General features: G+C 48.7%; 19 protein-coding genes. 3 read left to right on the top strand and 16 right to left on the bottom strand.

The features are described 5' to 3' along the window. Nucleotides 1-289: 289 nt before the first annotated feature. The 16 genes from HP399_RS02355 to eutL form a co-directional block, all read right to left on the bottom strand. Nucleotides 290-1,684 (bottom strand): helix-turn-helix domain-containing protein, encoded by a 1,395-nt coding sequence (locus tag HP399_RS02355; protein ID WP_173619831.1) that lies wholly within the window; start codon nucleotides 1,682-1,684, stop codon nucleotides 290-292. A gap of 478 nt (nucleotides 1,685-2,162) precedes the next feature. Further along, on the bottom strand, nucleotides 2,163-3,104 hold the full coding sequence (mdh, locus tag HP399_RS02350; RefSeq protein ID WP_015893779.1) for a malate dehydrogenase: 942 nt from the start codon (nucleotides 3,102-3,104) through the stop codon (nucleotides 2,163-2,165). Between the two features lie 20 nt (nucleotides 3,105-3,124). Continuing rightward, nucleotides 3,125-4,060 carry an ethanolamine ammonia-lyase subunit EutC gene (eutC, locus tag HP399_RS02345; protein WP_173619832.1) on the bottom strand — a complete coding sequence of 312 codons (936 nt, stop codon included), beginning with the start codon at nucleotides 4,058-4,060 and terminating at the stop codon, nucleotides 3,125-3,127. A 20-nt stretch (nucleotides 4,061-4,080) separates the two neighbouring features. Next, entirely contained in the window at nucleotides 4,081-5,442 is a 1,362-nt protein-coding gene (locus tag HP399_RS02340; protein WP_007720091.1) for an ethanolamine ammonia-lyase subunit EutB, read from the bottom strand. 20 nt (nucleotides 5,443-5,462) lie between these two features. Next, nucleotides 5,463-6,923 carry an ethanolamine ammonia-lyase reactivating factor EutA gene (locus tag HP399_RS02335; RefSeq protein ID WP_173619833.1) on the bottom strand — a complete coding sequence of 487 codons (1,461 nt, stop codon included), beginning with the start codon at nucleotides 6,921-6,923 and terminating at the stop codon, nucleotides 5,463-5,465. Between the two features lie 142 nt (nucleotides 6,924-7,065). Further along, nucleotides 7,066-7,656, bottom strand: a complete 591-nt coding sequence (locus tag HP399_RS02330) for an ANTAR domain-containing response regulator (RefSeq protein WP_173619834.1) — start codon at nucleotides 7,654-7,656, stop codon at nucleotides 7,066-7,068. Continuing rightward, complete coding sequence (locus tag HP399_RS02325; RefSeq protein WP_173619835.1) at nucleotides 7,628-9,088, bottom strand: sensor histidine kinase; 1,461 nt, start codon at nucleotides 9,086-9,088, stop codon at nucleotides 7,628-7,630. The genes HP399_RS02330 and HP399_RS02325 overlap by 29 nt, the downstream gene beginning before the upstream one ends. A gap of 93 nt (nucleotides 9,089-9,181) precedes the next feature. After that, nucleotides 9,182-9,625: a EutP/PduV family microcompartment system protein gene (locus tag HP399_RS02320; protein WP_173619836.1), complete on the bottom strand. Its 444-nt coding sequence runs from the start codon at nucleotides 9,623-9,625 to the stop codon at nucleotides 9,182-9,184. Beyond that, the gene (gene eutS, locus HP399_RS02315) at nucleotides 9,622-9,963 is read right to left on the bottom strand and encodes an ethanolamine utilization microcompartment protein EutS (RefSeq protein ID WP_007720097.1); all 342 of its coding nucleotides are present in this window, start codon (nucleotides 9,961-9,963) and stop codon (nucleotides 9,622-9,624) included. Before eutS ends, HP399_RS02320 begins: the two co-directional genes overlap by 4 nt. A 2-nt stretch (nucleotides 9,964-9,965) precedes the next feature. Further along, the gene (locus HP399_RS02310) at nucleotides 9,966-10,253 is read right to left on the bottom strand and encodes a EutN/CcmL family microcompartment protein (protein ID WP_007720099.1); all 288 of its coding nucleotides are present in this window, start codon (nucleotides 10,251-10,253) and stop codon (nucleotides 9,966-9,968) included. Between the two features lie 4 nt (nucleotides 10,254-10,257). After that, nucleotides 10,258-11,082 (bottom strand): hypothetical protein, encoded by an 825-nt coding sequence (locus tag HP399_RS02305; protein WP_173619837.1) that lies wholly within the window; start codon nucleotides 11,080-11,082, stop codon nucleotides 10,258-10,260. Between the two features lie 15 nt (nucleotides 11,083-11,097). Further along, a complete protein-coding gene (gene pduL / locus HP399_RS02300; RefSeq protein ID WP_173619838.1) occupies nucleotides 11,098-11,874 on the bottom strand; it encodes a phosphate propanoyltransferase in 777 nt (258 codons plus the stop codon). Nucleotides 11,875-11,883: 9 nt separating this feature from the next. Then, entirely contained in the window at nucleotides 11,884-12,171 is a 288-nt protein-coding gene (gene eutM / locus HP399_RS02295) for an ethanolamine utilization microcompartment protein EutM (protein ID WP_007720104.1), read from the bottom strand. Between the two features lie 49 nt (nucleotides 12,172-12,220). Beyond that, complete coding sequence (locus HP399_RS02290) at nucleotides 12,221-13,714, bottom strand: acetaldehyde dehydrogenase (acetylating) (protein ID WP_173619839.1); 1,494 nt, start codon at nucleotides 13,712-13,714, stop codon at nucleotides 12,221-12,223. Then, nucleotides 13,714-14,199, bottom strand: a complete 486-nt coding sequence (locus tag HP399_RS02285) for a BMC domain-containing protein (RefSeq protein ID WP_106839573.1) — start codon at nucleotides 14,197-14,199, stop codon at nucleotides 13,714-13,716. Before HP399_RS02285 ends, HP399_RS02290 begins: the two co-directional genes overlap by 1 nt. A gap of 35 nt (nucleotides 14,200-14,234) precedes the next feature. Then, entirely contained in the window at nucleotides 14,235-14,885 is a 651-nt protein-coding gene (gene eutL / locus HP399_RS02280; RefSeq protein WP_106839572.1) for an ethanolamine utilization microcompartment protein EutL, read from the bottom strand. Between the two features lie 330 nt (nucleotides 14,886-15,215). Between eutL and HP399_RS02275 the strand changes: the two genes are divergently transcribed. From HP399_RS02275 to HP399_RS02265, 3 genes are all read left to right on the top strand, one after another. Further along, nucleotides 15,216-16,079 (top strand): hypothetical protein, encoded by an 864-nt coding sequence (locus HP399_RS02275; protein ID WP_173619840.1) that lies wholly within the window; start codon nucleotides 15,216-15,218, stop codon nucleotides 16,077-16,079. A 281-nt stretch (nucleotides 16,080-16,360) separates the two neighbouring features. Beyond that, the gene (locus HP399_RS02270; protein WP_173619841.1) at nucleotides 16,361-16,771 is read left to right on the top strand and encodes a hypothetical protein; all 411 of its coding nucleotides are present in this window, start codon (nucleotides 16,361-16,363) and stop codon (nucleotides 16,769-16,771) included. A 281-nt stretch (nucleotides 16,772-17,052) separates the two neighbouring features. Beyond that, entirely contained in the window at nucleotides 17,053-17,919 is an 867-nt protein-coding gene (locus HP399_RS02265) for a hypothetical protein (RefSeq protein WP_173619842.1), read from the top strand. Nucleotides 17,920-17,966: the final 47 nt, after the last annotated feature.

Raw genomic sequence — 17,966 nt, 5'->3', positions numbered from 1 at the left:
ATTCACTGACTAAGAAAAATTGAATAGAAAAAAACATCCCATCGGAGGGATGTTTTTTCGATCTCGATCTATTTAACTAACTATCCATGAATATCAATTCTTTAGCCCTCTGTTCCATGGTCGTACATAATTATACTGATATTATGGGGCTTCTCTGTGTATGGAGAACCAGTAAATAAAGCTAGAACCATAACCAGTGATAGAAAGAAACTTTTCATAGATGTAACCTCCTTGATTTTGTGTAAATCTGCCAAAAAACAGCATATAACAAGGTTACAGGTATTACTATCTAATTCTTTTTAGAAAGAATGTTCTCCTTTTTTCTGCCCGTTACAATGGTTTGATATCGTTCCACTTGTATTGGCGATGCATGTTGCCGGTACTCTTCAAATAACGCTATGCATTTAAGAGCATCTTCAAAGCGATTTATCAAACTGGCTAAAGAAAGACAGCATATCGTTTCTTCAATCCCTTTCTCTAGTCGCCCTTTACCGAATTCATAAATGGCTGCCTGATACCGAAATCGAATATGCCTGTCCAAACGAATTGCGTCGGTATATTGACCAAAATTGGCGATGTGCATTGAAAAGCGCTCTAATATTTCATCCACACAAAAATCGTAAATATTAGCTGATTTTATAATAGAAATTAAACCAGGAAGTATTTCATTTGGGGGAAGACTCTCAAGATAATCGGCATACTCCTCAATGGTGTTGGTATTACCAGCCAATACCTCTAATGTGTATAAGTTAGCCTTTGCCCAAATCCGGAACCGCTCTACCTCTTGATGTCCAACTTCATCCAGCAGCTCAAACCATCCTAGATCAGCATAAATTTGTACATACGACTTGGCTTGTGCATACATTCCTTGCATTTCCAATGTCGCGCCTTTATATAAATGTCCCATGGCGTAATAATACACAAGAGGACGTTCTGTCTCAGGCAGTTCACTTTTTTTATCTCTTTTCAATCTGTCCAACTCATGTATGTAAATCGTTTCCGCAAGATACCGTAATTCATCAGCGTACTGTTCCGACTTCTTCCATTTCTGCAAAGCATAAGAAACCCGCGCTAATTGAAATAAAGCATCCAGCTGATAGTTTTCAGGAAGCCTATTCCGATAGGGGGAAAACCGAATAACTGCCTCCCCATTTTCTTCAGAATTGGTCCCGAGTGCAGCCCGAAACAATCGATACTGACTCCTTACGAATTGCTCAGAATGTCCATCCTTCTCGCTATCAACGACAGCCTGATAAAAAGGTATGGATTCTTTTTGTTTCCCGCTTTCATATAGCTGTTCCGCCACTAAAAAGAGGGTCGAAATATTTTTAGGGTTGTCCAACAATTTAGGAACAACCTCTTCTATGCAATCCTGCCGCCCAACCTCTGCACATCGTATCAAATATGGTATCAACCGAGGGCGCGATATTCTCCCCTCTGATATACATTCTTCCGTATACAATTCGTACAACCAACCTGGCTCGCGACCAAACACCGCAGCGAGCGCATCTAATTGACCAATGGTCATAGCCCGCGGTGGATTTCCGTTCAGAATCTCGCTCAAGCTCCCATGGTTGATGCCCGTTAATTCACCTAATTTACTCAAGGTATAGCCGCACTCTCTACGGTGTCTTTCAATCTCTGACCGCAGCGACCAGTGCAATGTCCCTTGCAGCCCCCCCATAAAGAATCATCCCCTAAATTTTTCCTTTATTTTACAATAAAATATATTTTTTTGGTAGATTCGTCTTTACATTTCTTCATATTTTATTAAACTAGTTCGTCACTTTCCGCACAATTCCTCCAATGTCTTACAGGTGTTTGCACTACGTGACAATTACGCCCTCTTGAATCAGCTTTCATGCGAATACAGCCCCGTAGGAAGAAGCGGATTTCCAGTCCTAGCGCCTCTGGAGCCCTACCCAGCTCCGAAATAAATAGCGGGGGTTTTCAGCTTCAACCTCTGCAAATACATCCTTGAAACTCTACTTTTGAAGCGCTCCCGCTATTTATTTCGGAGCGAACAGAACCCGCCCTCAGCAGGGCGTAGGCCGAAGCGTAGACTGGAAATCCGCTTCTTCCCTCCACTACGGTTACTCCATCCACATTGTAAAAAAAGCTCCGCCAAAACATCTGGCGAAGCTTTCATTTTAAACCCGTGCTTATGGCATAGCTACTTTCATAACAGCACGAACGGAATCTGCGGATTTATCCAATGCTGCTTTCTCAGCAGCAGTCAGATCCAGCTCGATGACTTGCTCGATACCGTTTCCACCCAAGAGAGTTGGTACACCCAGGTAGATATCGTTGTAGCCATACTCGCCTTGGAGCAAAGCGATGGATGGCAGGATGCGCTTCTGGTCTTTCAAGATCGCTTCTGCCATTTCTACCAGAGCTGCCGCAGGTGCATAGTAAGCGGAACCGTTGCCCAAGAGAGCTACGATTTCGCCGCCGCCTTTGCGTGTACGCTCGACGATGGCATCCAGACGATCTTGTGGGATCAATTTTTCGAGTGGGATGCCGCCAGCGTAGGAGTAACGCAAGAGTGGTACCATGTCGTCACCGTGACCGCCCAATACGAAGCCTGTTACGTCATTTACGGATACATTCAGTTCCATCGCTACGAACGTACGGAAGCGAGCTGTATCCAGTACGCCGGATTGACCGATTACGCGGTGTTTCGGGAAACCGGACGTTTTGTAGAATGTATAGGTCATCGCATCTACCGGGTTGGACAGGATGAGTACGATGGAGTTTGGTGCATATGTTTTCACTTGCTCAGCAACAGAGCGCATGATGGCTGCATTCGTTGCTACCAAGTCGTCGCGGGACATACCTGGCTTACGAGCAATACCTGCTGTGATGATTACGATATCGGAGCCTTCGATGTCTTTGTAGTCAGAAGTACCTGTAATGCTAGCATCGAAGCCAAGGACTGGGGAAGCTTCCATCATGTCGAGTGCTTTACCCTTTGTTGGGTTTTCCAATTGAGGGATATCGACCAAAACGATGTCAGCCAGCTCTTTTTGCGCCATGATGAACGCAGTTGTCGCTCCTGTAAAACCACTACCGATGACGGCTACTTTTTTTCTACGAAATGTCATGCTGAATCCTCCTCGTCATGTTACAAGACTAGTTTCACACCACTTGCTTTTTGCTCCAGCATTTTGGAGAGAATGGTCCCAATGTGGGCACCCGCCTCAACCGGAGAAGTACCTTGACGATGAATATTCGAGATCACTGTACGCTCTGATTCTACCATACCTTTGCGTGGACGGTAGCACATGTACGCACTCATGGAATGTGCTGTAACCAATCCTGGACGTTCTCCGATCAGGAGCACCAATACTTCTGGCTCCAAAATCTCGCCAACGTGATCCATGCTGGCTACGCGTCCGCCCTTGATAAAAAACGGAGTGCCGCAGGTCAGTCCGTAGCTTTTCAGAGAGTCCATCAGGGATGGAAGTACGTCTTTCAGGTTTGCATCCACCGCAGCAGCACTCAAGCCGTCTGAAACGACGATTTGTACCTGTGGCTTCTTTTGGCCGCGCTCTTGCAGCAAGCGCACGCCTTCCTCAGTGAGGACGCGCCCCATATCCGGACGCTTTAGATAGTTTTCGGTGTTGTCATACTGTGTTTCCACTGTGAACAAGGAGTACTGATCGAGTACCGCTTGACTGACTTCACCGTATACAGCATCTACAGCCGCAGCATGGTCGCGACGCAATTCGAGCATCGTTTTGGTCAAAGGTCTCACACCTGTACGCCAAACTCCGATGCGCGCTGGCGTGCTGGACAGCAGTTCATCCAAGCCTTCCTTGTACTTCGGATTCGGTACATGTGTGGTTCTCTCTGGTTCTGTTGATGGAGCAGGCTGCTCGTTCACTACAGGAGCTTGCGCCGTCGTCGCATTCGCTACCGGCTCTGCCTTTGATTCCGATCTCAGTTGAATCAAGCCCGTCTCTGCTTTTGGTGACGGAGCTTGTTCTGTGGCCTCACCCAGCTTCTTTTGCAGTTCTGCTACTACTTTATCTACCAAGAAATCTAATTGTTGTTCCATCCGTCTTTCACCTCCTGATCTTACATGAAGATTGTCGGATCGCCTGCTTTTGCAGTCAGCCTACCGTTTTCCATGATGCCCATTTTCTCCAGCCATTTTTCAAAATCAGGAGCAGGGCGCAGTCCCATTACTTCACGGAATGCCGCAATATCATGGAAGCTCGTCGATTGATAGTTGAGCATGACGTCGTCAGCCATCGCTACGCCGATGACAAAGTTAACGCCTGCCGACGAGAGCAAAATACCGAGATTGTCCATGTCGTTTTGGTCGACCTTCATGTGGTTCGTGTAGCATACGTCACAGCCCATCGGCAAACCGTGCATTTTGCCCATGTAATGGTCTTCCAGTCCAGCACGGATCACTTGACGGCTGTCGTACAAATACTCAGGTCCAATGAAGCCAACTACTGTGTTCACGATAAACGGATTGTACTTGCGAGCAAGTCCGTAGCAGCGTGCTTCCATTGTTACCTGGTCCATGCCGTGATGCGCCTCGGCAGACAGCTCAGAGCCTTGGCCTGTCTCGAAATACCAGAAGTTCGGCCCGTAGGAAGTGCCTTGTTTGCGCATCAGCTCATCTGCTTCATCCAACAGTGCTACATCAATACCAAATGCATTGTTTCCTTTTTCACTACCCGCCAAGCTTTGGAAAATCAAGTCTGCTGGTGCCCCATTACGGATGGCACGCATTTGCGTGGAAACGTGAGCCAATACGCAGTTTTGCGTCGGGATATCAAACTTGGTCATCACGTCTTTGGTCATGTTCAAAATATCCTTCACGCTGTCGGCTGTATCGATAACCGGGTTGATCCCGATAACCGCATCGCCGATTCCGTAGCTCAATCCTTCGTACAGGGATGCCTTGATTCCTTGTACGTTATCGGATGGATGGTTCGGCTGTACACGAGAAGCCAATACGCCCTTATGACCGATTGCCGTGTTGGCATGCGTCACAACTTTGATCTTGGACGCAGCCGTGATCAAGTCCAGGTTGCTCATGAGCTTGGCAGTCGCTGCGATCATCTCACTGGACAAGCCGCGGCTGATTCGCTTGAGTTCATTATCGCCAGCTTGATGGCTCAAGATGTACTCGCGCAGCTCAGCTACACTCCAGTTTTTGATTTCGCTGTAAATCTTTTCGTTGATGCCTTCTTCGATCACACGCGATACTTCGTCTTCTTCTGCCGGAACCATCGGATTGTTGCGGATATCCGCCAATGTCAGATCAGCCAAAACTTGCTTGGCAGCTACACGTTCCCGGGAATCAGCAGCGGCGATACCAGCTAGCTGGTCGCCTGATTTATCTTCATTTGCCTTCGCGAAAATCTCTTTCAAATCGCGAAATTGATAGGTCTGTCCAAGCACAGTCGTTTTCGTGTTCATCACGTCCACCCCTTCTTACGTTACGGCCTTTCATCAAACGCGAGTGTTTTGACGACGACGGGAATGATCGTTCCCGAGATCGGCTCACCCAGATCGATGTAATCGCCGTATTCCACACGCACCTGATCGATGCAAATGATTTCCGGTGCCCCTTTGCAACGTAGCGCCAAGGCCTGCCCGAGCGCTTTCGCCATATCTGTTTCACAGATCACGACCATGGTTTGGCTCTCGGGGAAAGTTGCCCGGTATTGCTCCGACAGCTCCTGGGACAGCGTCTGCAGTAGAGCGTACGAGCAGTACCCGATGCCGGAGATCGCGAGTGCGAAAGGAATCCCTGTCGTTTTTTCAAACAGACGCTCACCCAGTTGGTAGATCGAAGCCACTTCCTGTCGCAGTCGTGTGGCATCTGCCAATTGTTCCTCGGTAAGCTCCAGCTTGAGAATCGGAATATTTTTGATCGGCAACAGCTCCGGCTTGATATGCACGGTTGAACCACTAATCTCCGTGCTCTGCATCCCCGCGCCAATTACCGTTGCCCGCACCGTTTGATCCGGGTCTAGCCACTGTACCGGATACGTTCCTTTTTCGCGCTCCTGCTGGAGTACATATCCGAGCAGTGGGCCAAAATCGCCATATCGGCTCGCATCCGAAATATTTTGGACGGGAGGTCCGCTCATGAGCAGACCCACACCGCCTGAGACAGTCAATTCAGCAACAGGGATGGAATCGCGCAAATGCGGTCCCACTACGAGCAAGCCCGATACTTGGCGCTCTTTGCCCGTCAAATAATCGAGCATGCTGCGTCCTAGCTGTTCGGCAACCTCTGTGAGCTGCGCGAATCCGATTTCCTGTCCGACTTGAATATGCAGTCCTTTTGCCGACAGCCATTGTTGAATGTTCGGCGACACGTATTGAACGACACCTTGCGGACTGAGACGGATCAGCCTTCCTCCGACGTGGAACGTAACCGTCGCAATCGCTCGGCCACGTTGGAAGTAGGCTGCATTCGCTGTTCCTCCGCCAATATCGACATTGACGATCACACCTTGCATGGCTTGCGAGCGTTTTTCTGCACCAGCGCCCTTGCCCGCCAGCACGCCCTCGAGGTCAGCACCTGCTGTCGCTACCACGAAATCCCCGGAGCGTTCAGCCAACAGATGAACGATATGCTGTGCGTTCTTTTTGCTGGCTGTTTCTCCGGTAATGATGACCGCCCCGGACTTGATTTGAGACAAGCTGATTTGTGCCTTGTCGTACTCGGCTGCAAGAATCGATCCGATTCCGTCAGCGTCGATTTCATCAAATCCGATGAGCGGTGTGGAATGTACTTCACTCGCATACAGCAATTGTCGCTCCACGATCTGATAACGCGGCAGCGAAAACGTGCTGGACATGCGACCCAATCGCAATCGGCTTACGATCATTTTGGTCGTGCTTGTTCCCACATCGATCCCGACGCTTTGGATCCATTGTTCGTCCATATGAACCTCCTTGAACCATTGGCGTGTCAGACGGGCCTTACGAAAAAACGCTTGAACAGCCGGATCCTCGCTTCCGGTCTGATTCAAGCGCCTTTGCTCTCTTCGTATCTACTTGTCACTGCTTTTTATGATAACGTCAGTACTAGCCTTGTATAAAAATGGCCTGCTCGCCCGACAAAATTTCCTCTGCCAGCTTCACAAGCGGCATGCGCCGTTGCATGCTTACTTGCTGCATCCATTTGTATGCCGCATCCTCTTCCAAGGATAGGGCACTCATCAGCTTTCCTTTTGCCTTTTCCACTGCCTTGCGATCCTCGATCTTTTGCTTCAGATCATTTATATCCTTCTTCAGTGAAACGACTTTTTCCTTTTGACTGAGTGCGATTTCTACTGCGGGAATCAAGTCATCCTCCGACACCGGCTTCACCAAGTAAGCCGTCACACCCGCTTTTCTGGCATCCTGGACGAGTTCCTTTTGGCTATAAGCCGTCAAAAGAAGAATGGAACTGTCTGAAAAGGAACGAATGATACTGCTTGCCTTGATTCCATTCAAGACAGGCATTTTCACATCCATGATAATCAGATCGGGCTTGTGACGATGGGCCAGTGAGACTGCCTCTTCTCCGTTTTTCGCCTCGGCAACCACTAAATACCCTTCATTTTCGAGCATCTCGCGCAAATCCATGCGAATAATCGGCTCGTCATCAACCACCATAATCTTCGGCTGTGTCATCTTCATCCTCCTTTTGGATCGGATAGAGTATGGTAACCTCTGTTCCGTTCCCAGTGTTGCGGAAATGCATGGTGCCTTCGAGGTCTTCCCTGACCAGCGTATCGACAATTTTCAGGCCGAGATGGCCCTTTTTGTGGATTTGCTCCATGTCCTCGATGCCTACTCCGTCATCTGTCACAGACAAACTAACGAAGTCTTCCTTGGCAACCAGTGCAATAGAGATTTTCCCTTCTTGCTGCTCATGGAAACCATGAATCATGCAATTTTGAATCAGCTCGGTGACGATTAAGGCAAATGATGTTGCTTTGTTGGACGGCAGATACACTGACTCGCCCGTCACCACAACGTGTATAGCTTGCTCAGAACGTCTCATCGAAGAGACGATTATTTTCGATATTTTGGTTAAAATCTCTTTGAAGTCAATCTGCTCCAGACCATCCTGTGCCAAGTATTCGTGAATAATGGCGATGCTGTTGATGCGATTGATGCTTTCCCGGTATACCTTTTCAATCTCGTTGGACTGCGAACGCCGCATTTGCAGGCGCAACAGGCTAGAGATGGTTTGCAAATTGTTTTTGACCCGGTGGTGAATCTCTTTGATCACCGCGGATTTGATCATTAATTGCTTTTCTTTTTCCCGAATGTCCGATATGTCTCGCAGGAGAATGAATCCCCCAATGATGTCTTGCTTGCGGACGGACGAAACCGCTTTCATCATGATAAAATGTTTGCCTTTTGACAGCTCCTCCTGAATATAACCCCCGTTGCGTACAAAATTCTCCGGGGTAACTCTCCAGGAAAAAATACGTTCGATGCTCTCGCCTTTTTCCGGCCGTTCAAAGCCAATCAAGGAGAGCAGCTTGTGGGCACGACCATTGGCGTACGTGATAACCCCACTCTGATCAAACAAAATCATGCCCTCGTGCAAAAGCGACGAAATGGGCAAATCAGGCACAGCAAACTGGATGAGCGTCTCGCTTAATTGCTCCGTTGTTTCCTTGAGCATTTCAACGTTCTTTTCCTGTTCCACCTGTTTGGATATATCTTGTTCAGTTATCAAGGTCCCGATTGTTTTTCCAGCTGCATTCGTGATGGGTACGACGCTTTGTCGCATCACGACCTGCTCCTGTGAAACCCCACGTGAACCGATGACGGGCTTGCCTGTAGTCAGACAATACATAACGGCCGGCTCATTAATCGCCGTCGCCAAATGCCCTACGACCGATCCACTGTACATAGAGCGTGCCGTACTCGGTGCAGCTTGTGCGACTACCATCGCAGCGCTCCGATCTACCGTCGGACAATCGATAAACATGTCCGCTTGAGACAGATCAGCAAAAATCTGAAGCTTGGAAGCCAGATCCTCCACAATCCGAATGTCGTCATCACTCAACGTCGTGGACGCTTTGCACACTTCTCGTATTGATTGCATGTGAACCTCTTTTCACCTGCTAGGAGTTGATATGACCTCATTTTCTCACAGACACGCTACGGCGGAAAGGGGTGTAATACTGGTTAATCACTCTTACTCGTTTACAATTTCTTGCAAATACGCTCGCAATTCTGATACTCCCTCACTTGTTAGCGAGGAGGTCCGGAAAATTCTCGCATTGCCGAGCGATTGACGCAGGAATTGTTCTGCTCTCTCCACATTTGCATCAGGATGATCCATTTTGGTAATGACCCCGATGCACGATTGCGGAAACCCTTGCGAAAAGCCAGGAGGGAAATAATTGCGTTCCCGCGTAGCATCCTGCACCATCACAATGACCTTCGCCTCAAGAGAGGTAGCCATAAGCGTGCGATAAAACATCGGGTTTTCGCTGTACTCACCCGGAGTGTCGATCGCCCAGTCCCGATATTCGAGCGCTTGAGTCTTCCGGGCAGGCTGTTCGTCATTGAACAGCGCCCGCACCAGAGAAGACTTTCCTGCTTCAATTGCACCGATAATCATTACACGGCCGGTCATGATTTCGTCACCAAGGCCGGTGTAAACCGCAGTTTTTCGCTCAGCACCTGATTGACCGCTTCGACTGCCATTTCAACAGCAGATACATCTCCTACGACAATCAGTGAACCTGTAAAACGATCGAGAAACCCAAGCTCGACGCCAGCAGCCTTTGTCGCAATATCTGCGGCAATAATGGCTGTTTCGGTAGGCGTCAAAGTCAAGATGCCGATCGCACCAGCCTCATTGATACCTAGCTTGGTATAGAGCATTGGGTCAGGGTTTGCGATTACATGAGCCAACGTGACCTGTTTCCCTGGTACGAATTCCTGGATGACTCGTGAACGTTCCTGTTCCATTCCTATTCCTCTCTTCCTGCGGCACCCGGCACCTCAAACGAATCCACAATGCCTACGATGATCGCATCGATCGGCACACTGGTGCCGGAGAAAAGGATTCGGGCAGGCGTCCCACGAGAGACGATAACCTGCTCCCCGATTCCCGCACCGATCCTGTCCGCTGCGATAACGGTTTGTCCGCCTTCTTCGCCACGCCAATCAATCGGCTGAACCACCATGAGCTTGAGATTTTCCATACCTGCTTCTTTTTGCGTGGCCCAGACGCTGCCGATCACTTTTCCCAAAAACATGCGATCACCCTTTTCCTAAATAGCTGACCGTAATGCCGCGTTCTCTCATGCTGTCATAAGCAAGCGGAGAAACAATTGCACCTTTTTTCACGATCAAAGTCGTATCGCGAAGCTCAGGCTGAGATCTGATCCAATCCGCTGTCAACAGCTTCCCGGAAAAGACGGCTTCTTGCTCATCCAAAGGAGTCAATGTCGGTTGTTCTGTCTTGGTAGTAGTCTCCACTTTTTGCAGCTGAGACTTCAGCTTCGAAACCACGCGATCAGCCAGACGGCGTTGCTCAGCAAACTCCACACCCAGTTCTTTCATGCCCTCAACGTGACGGTTGAACAGCTTTTCATAAGCAGGTGTCAGTGTCAATGTTTGCAGGGTACGACGGTCTGCGCGCTTGATTCCTGGCACATCGGAACCAGCGATGACGAATTTACCCGTCACCAATGCGGAAAAGACGATTTCCGCTTTGATCGTTCCTTTTAGACCGGAAGCAATTCTTGCTGCATTATCCAAATCGATTTCAGGAATCACGATACCGACATAATCTTTCGGCACTTCCAACGGAGCAGGAGCGTACTCATCTGCTGTAAGGATTCTGCCTGCTCCCCCACATTCGATCTTGTGCATTCCCAACCAAGAGGAGGTTTCTCCGTCCAGGAAGAGAATGTCATGGCAGATCCCGTGGTTTTTCAGTTGGATAAAATGATCCTGAAACGCCTCATGAGCCTGGCTGTCGCAAAAAACGTACAGGACACGAGGCGCTGTGCTTTGCTTTTCCGTATTCATCGACTGCAAAATTTCTTTTGTAATCGACGCCACCATTTCTCTGATGTCCATCAAGCTCAACCTCCGTTAGCCGGAGTAAAATTGCCCGTTCTTGCCGATCACTTTTACCCGGTCGCCCGTTTTCAAATTAGCGGCATTTCCTTCATCCGTATCAACGTGGAAATCAAGTGCAAACTGCGGATGTACACGAACGACTACATCTGGATAGATGATAGGACGATCGCTTTGCGTCGCCAGAATCAGCGAATCGCCATCCTTCACTTGATATTGCTCGGCATCTGCCGGAGACATATGAACGTGGCTCTTCGCTACGATTACGCCTTTGTCCATCACGACTGTCCCTTTTGCCGTAACGAGTACCATACCTGGTGTTCCTTCAATATCTCCAGACATACGCACAGGTGCCTGAACACCTACCGCAAAGCCGTCTGTTCTGGAAATTTCCACTTGTGTCGCGCCACGAGCTGGTCCCAAAACGCGAACCCCGTGGATGCTGCCTTTTGGTCCCACGATGGTAACTGTTTCTTGGCAAGCAAACTGGCCCGGTTGCGACAAATCACGCATTGGCGTCAATTGATGTCCGGCTCCGAAAAGCTTCTCGACATCTGCTTGCGACAAATGAATGTGACGGTTAGATACGCCCAAAGGAATTTCTCGCACTGCCTCGGCAGCTTGATTGGTGGAAGGCTGCTGGTTCTGATCAACTTGTTTCACTTGAATCCCTCTTCCTTTCAAGAAATCTGCCGCTGCTGGTGTTATTTTATCCCCTTTCTCAACGAGAAAGGGGTTTGGAATGCCTGACTTATGCATCGCTCTCAAGGATGCTTCTGTAATCACTGCCATAGGGATTTATTATCCTTCGAGTTTAGGCAGGATCAGTTCAATGTCTCCATGAGGGCGTGGAATTACGTGAATAGATACGAGTTCTCCTACTTTTTCAGCAGCAGCGGCACCTGCGTCTGTGGAAGCTTTTACTGCACCTACGTCACCACGTACCATAACAGTCACGAGACCGCCACCTACGTGTACTTTACCGATCAGTTTTACGTTCGCTGCTTTTACCATTGCGTCAGCAGCTTCAACTGCTCCTACCAAACCTTTTGTTTCTACCATTCCCAATGCGGACATTTCTCCAGCCATTTTCATTTCCTCCTTAATTATATCTCCAAAATTTTAGTGTTTTACGACTCTAAGTCGTCATTTCTGTTAACACGGATTTGATGATGTTTTTGATCTCATCGCGGCTCAAGCCAACGTTCATAGAAGAGACAGCCTGTAGGACAGCTTCTTCCGCTTGTGTCGCAGGAGCTGCTGGTGCTGGCGTTGATTGCGGCATTTCTTTGATGCCAAACGCAACACGCTTGATGTTGAACATATGCTTCGCACCGATGTTATCGGAAGTGACGTTGCCCCCTAAAGAACCGCATCCAAGTGTGAACGCTGGTTGTACGCCAGTCGTTGCACCAATTCCTCCGAAGGTCGTACCCGTATTTACCGGAATTCTAGATGCTGGCATTGCTTGACCATACGCTGCGATGACATTGTCATCCTGGGCGTGAATACCCGCTGTATGTCCAAGACCACCATGCTCCAGCAATTCGCGGCAACGGGCAAATGCTTCGCTGTCGCCTTGAACCGTGTAGAGAGCAAGGACCGGAGCCAGTTTTTCAACGGACATCGGATATGCTTTACCTACATTGTTCTCCTCCGCAACCAGGACACGCGTATCAGCTGGGATGGTAATACCCGCCATTTGAGCGATCACATGCGGAGAGCGGCCTACGATCTTCGCGTTCAGCGAGCCGTTTATCGTGACGATGGCAGCTACCTTTTCCTTCTCTTGCTCGTTCAGGAAGTAGGCGCCTTCACGCTTCAGGGCAGCAATCAATTGGTGCTTCATGGATTCTTCCACTACCAATGCTTGCTCAGAAGCGCAGATCGTACCATAGTCAAACGTCTTGCTCTGCACGATGCGCTTGGCAGCAGCAGCAAAGTCAGCACTGTGGTGGACGTAGACCGGAACGTTACCAGGTCCCACACCGTATGCAGGCTTACCGGAGCTGTACGCTGCGCGTACCATCGGCGTTCCGCCAGTCGCGAGAATCAAATTGGTCAGCTTGTGCTTCATCAATTCGTTTGTCGCTGGAAGCGTAGGCTTGGTAACGCAATGAATCAAGCCTTCTGGTGCTCCAGCCGCTACTGCCACCTGCGCCATCAGTCGCGCTGCTTCCAGCGTACACTTGGCTGCCGACGGATGCGGGCTGAAGACAATCGCATTTCTCGCCTTGAGGGAGACCATCGATTTATAGATAACCGTGGACGTCGGATTGGTGGAAGGTACGATACCAGCTACGATTCCGAATGGCTGCGCCACTTCCCACACTTTGTTCTCTTCGTCCTTACGGATGATGCCAACTGTTTTTACGTCTTTTACAGATGCGTACACATCTTGCGCAGCAAACAGGTTTTTCATCCGTTTGTCTGGAACGTTACCAAAGCCCGTTTCTTCTACAGCCATAGCTGCGAGTCGATCCGCATGCTCCACGCCCGCTTTGGACATGGCTTCGATGATCCGGTCAACTTGCTCTTGGCTGTAAGTAGCGAACTTGGCCTGTGCTTCCTTCGCTTGTGCGAGGTAGGTACGCACTTCCTGTATGGAATACAGATCAGCGTCGAGTGTCATTAGGCTTTGTCACCTCCGCCTTGTTTCTCTTCCAACAGACGAATGAGATCTTCTTTCTTCGCCATGTTGATTTCGTTCGTTGTCAGCGGGAAGTCCGCATACGAACGCGCCATTTTTCGCAGGTCATTGATGGATTGATCTTGCAATCCGGACACTGGCGCTTTAGCCGGCTCTGCCTTAACCTCTTCTTTCACTTCCGGTTTTAGCAGGTTTTTAATCATTCTTGGAACATTTTCGTCAGGACGTGGAATCACGTGTGAGTGCAGCAATCTTCCGACACGTCGAGCTGCGTCGGCGCCAGCATCTACTGCTGCCATAACCGAAGATACATCCCCGATCACGTATAAAGTGACGATTCCTGCGTCCGCTCCTTCATAAGAAACAACTTTGACGTCTGCCGCCTTGGCAGCAGCGTCTGCGGCAGCGATGAGAGCAGGCAAGCCCAGCGTCTCGATCATGCCGAGTGAATATGTTGTAGCGCGCATTTACATTACCTCCCCTTCAAGAGGAAAAATCCCTATTATCGTTTGACAGGCTGTTTGGCGACACTTCTTACGGCCTCGGCAAAAGCATCGGCGGCTGCCGTGCAGGCCGATTGGCTGCCAGTGAGTAGTGCTCCCCCAAAGTTCGTTTCTGTCGGTGGACCAAAAAATTGAACCATTTGTACATCTGCAGCCTTGAGGGCGGCATCAATACCATACATGGCCTCCAGCGGCGGAGCGATCAAGTAAGCAAGCGGCTCACCTTCGCGAATTCCGGCGGTTTGAGACAAGTAGCTGCCCGTCCGCGACACAACATGGGCGTAATACGCATGCGTCCCTTCATCATTCAAAGAGTAAAAGCATGCTCCGCTTTCCATAAATGCAACGGCTGCATCCAGTCCGCTCTGCACCTCCGATGGCGTCGCGCCTCCGATCATCCCGATGAACTCCCCGGACAACGGTCCAGACGCATGGCCTGAGCCTGCATAAAACGACTTGGCATACACAACTTCCACCGCTGCACTTTTGGTCGCTTCATCAATGGCCGTATACCCCACATCGTCAATCGTTGAGGTCAAAAGACCCAGACTGCGAATATGGGAAGGCAGGTTCAGCTTCTCCGCAAATTGAGGATCGACATTGGGAATCAGTCGGATCGCAAGCGGCGTCGCTCGAATTGGTTTTTCCATGCGTGTCACTCCTTTCAAGACAACATCCCTGATCAAAAGTAAAAAAAGGTGCCTAAACACGAAAAAATAAGCCGTGTTCAAGGGCACCTTTGCCTTTTGATTATTCACTTGTGGGTAGAAGATTACACGCTATTTACGTGGTCTTTTACCTGTCTCTAATGTAGAACAAGGTACAGAAAAATGCAAGCGTTTTCGGCATTCCGTCACTTTTCCATATTCCGGTCATATTACGGACACACACCCCCGTTACATTTGTGTTGTAGCCGAGACGGGCAAGCCCGCAAACAAGGCTCACCACAATCTAAAGACCCCCCAAGGAGGAATTTTACAATGAAAAAGAAAATGGCAATGACAGTTATGGCTTTGGCAGTATCCGCAATGGCAGGTTCCGCGTTTGCGGCAAATGAACCAGCGAAAACGACTGGTTCTTCTGCTCCACTGAAAATGGTGACCAAAGATGGTACAGATGCTCTTAACAAACCGATTTTTAACCTGGAGCAAATGGCAAAGGAAAAGGGCATCTCTGTGGAAGAGTTGATCAAGCAGCTTGAAAAAGAAGGAAAACTGACGAAAGGCGCAGCTACTATCACGAAAGACGGCGATCTGACAACTAGCTTCTCCTTCATTCCATTCGATGCCAACAGCGATAACAGTAAGCCGATCGACCTGGATGAAATGGCGAAAGAAAAAGGCATCTCTGTAGAAGAGTTGATCGAGCAGCTTAAAAAAGAAGGCAAGGTGATGACAGGAGTTGCTACCAGCTCCCCAGACGGCACCAATCCAGGCCTCACAGTCATTTCTCTCGATCCTGAAAACAAGGACGGCGGAGCATTCATCGCTCTGGACCCTGCTATGAATCTGGAAGAAATGGCGAAAGAAAAAGGCATCTCCGTAGAAGAGTTGATCGAGCAGCTTAAAGAAGATGGCAAGCTGGCAATGTATGCTTCCACGGCAGTTATCAATCTGGAAGAAGTAGCGAAAGAAAAAGGCATCTCTGTGGAAGAGTTGATCAAGCAGCTTGAAAAAGAAGGCACGATCGCCACTGGTGAAGCAGCTTCCTTTACTCACCCTGCAATCAGTTTGGAGCAAATGGCAAAAGAAAAGGGCATCTCCGTGGAAGAGTTGATCAAGCAGCTTGAAAAAGAAGGCAAAATCACACGGGGCGAAACAGTAGCACCTGCCTCCCTAAAATAAACCGTACGTCAATTGTGATACAAGCACACTGTCAAATAACGAAAACAAATACCTCTGACGCGATGTTGTCAGAGGTATTCCTCATGCATTTCAATTTATAGCGTAAGTCCACCGTCTTCAGCCACTATTGTATGCAAGTGTTTTCGGCATTCTGTCAATTTTCCATATTCTGGTCATTTTCCCGACACACGCCCCCGTTATCTTTGAGTTGCAGCCGTGACGGGCAAACCCGCAGGCATGGCTCAACACTATCTTCCAAAACCCCAAGGAGGAATTTTACAATGAAAAAGAAAATGGCAATGGCAGTAATGGCTTTGGCAGTATCCGCAATGGCAGGTTCCGCGTTTGCGGCAAGTGAACCAGCGAAGACGAAAGAAGCAATTTTCACGAAAGACGGCGATCTGACAACTAGCTTCTCCCTCATTCCATTCGATGCCTACAGCATTAACAGTAAGATGATCAGCCTGGAAGAAATGGCGAAAGAAAAAGGCATCTCTGTGGAAGAGTTGATCGAGCAGCTTGAAAAAGAAGGTAAATTCACACAGGGTAAAGCAGTTTCCTTTATTCAACCTGCAATCAGCTTGGAGCAAATGGCAAAAGAAAAGGGCATCTCCGTGGAAGAGTTGATCAAGCTGCTTGAAAAAGAAGGCATCACACGGGGCGAAACAGTAACGCCTGTCTCCCAAAAATAAACCGTACGTCAATTGTGATATAGGAACACTGTCAAATAACGAAAACAAATACCTCTGACGCGATGCTGTCAGGGGTATTCCTATATACATTTCAATTTATAGCGTAAGTCCACCGTCTTCAGCCACTGTTGTATGCAAGCCTTTTCGGCATTCCGTCACTTTTCCATATTCCGGTCATATTACGGACACACGCTCCCGTTACATTTGTGTTGTAGCCGAGACGGGCAAGCCCACAAACATGGCTCAACACCATATACAGAACCCCAAGGAGGAATTTTACAATGAAAAAGAAAATGGCAATGACAGTTATGGCTTTGGCAGTATCCGCAATGGCAGGTTCCGCGTTTGCGGCAAATGAATCAGCGAAAACGACTGGTTCTTCTGCTCCACTGAAAATGGTGACCAAAGATGGTACAGATGCTCTTAACAAACCGATTTTTAACCTGGAGCAAATGGCAAAGGAAAAGGGCATCTCTGTGGAAGAGTTGATCAAGCAGCTTGAAAAAGAAGGCAAACTGACGAAAGGAGCAGCTACTATCACGAAAGACGGCGATCTGACAACGAGCTTCTCCTTCATGAAATTCGATGGCAACAGCGATAACAGTAAGATGATGAACCTGGAAGAAATGGCGAAAGAAAAAGGTATCTCCGTAGAAGAGTTGATCGAGCAGCTTAAAGAAGAAGGAAAACTGACGGAAGCAACAGCTACCAGCAACCCAGACGGCACGATTCAGGGCTTCGCAGTCATTTCTCTCGATCCTGAAAACCAGGACGGCGGAGCATTCATCGCTCTGGACCCTGCTATGAATCTGGAAGAAATGGCGAAAGAAAAAGGCATCTCCGTAGAAGAGTTGATCAAGCAGCTTAAAAAAGAAGGCAAGCTGGCAATGAATGCTTCCACGACAACTATCAATCTGGAAGAAGTAGCAAAAGAAAAAGGCATCTCTGTGGAAGAGTTGATCAAGCAGCTTGAAAAAGAAGGCGCGATCGCCACTGGTGAAGCAGCTTCCTTTACTAAACCAGCAATCAGTTTGGAGCAATTGGCAAAAGAGAAAGGAATCACCGTTGACGAATTGATCAAACAGCTCGAAAAAGAAGGCAAGATCACAAAAGGTACAACAGTCGCAGTACCTACCATCAAAAAATAAGCGTTGCCTTTCAAGCACACACAAAAACCTCTAGCAGGAAACTGCCA

It is taken from the genome of Brevibacillus sp. DP1.3A (genome assembly GCF_013284245.2).
Classification (GTDB): Bacteria; Bacillota; Bacilli; order Brevibacillales; family Brevibacillaceae; genus Brevibacillus.
This window is presented reverse-complemented; position numbering and strand designations above follow the sequence as displayed.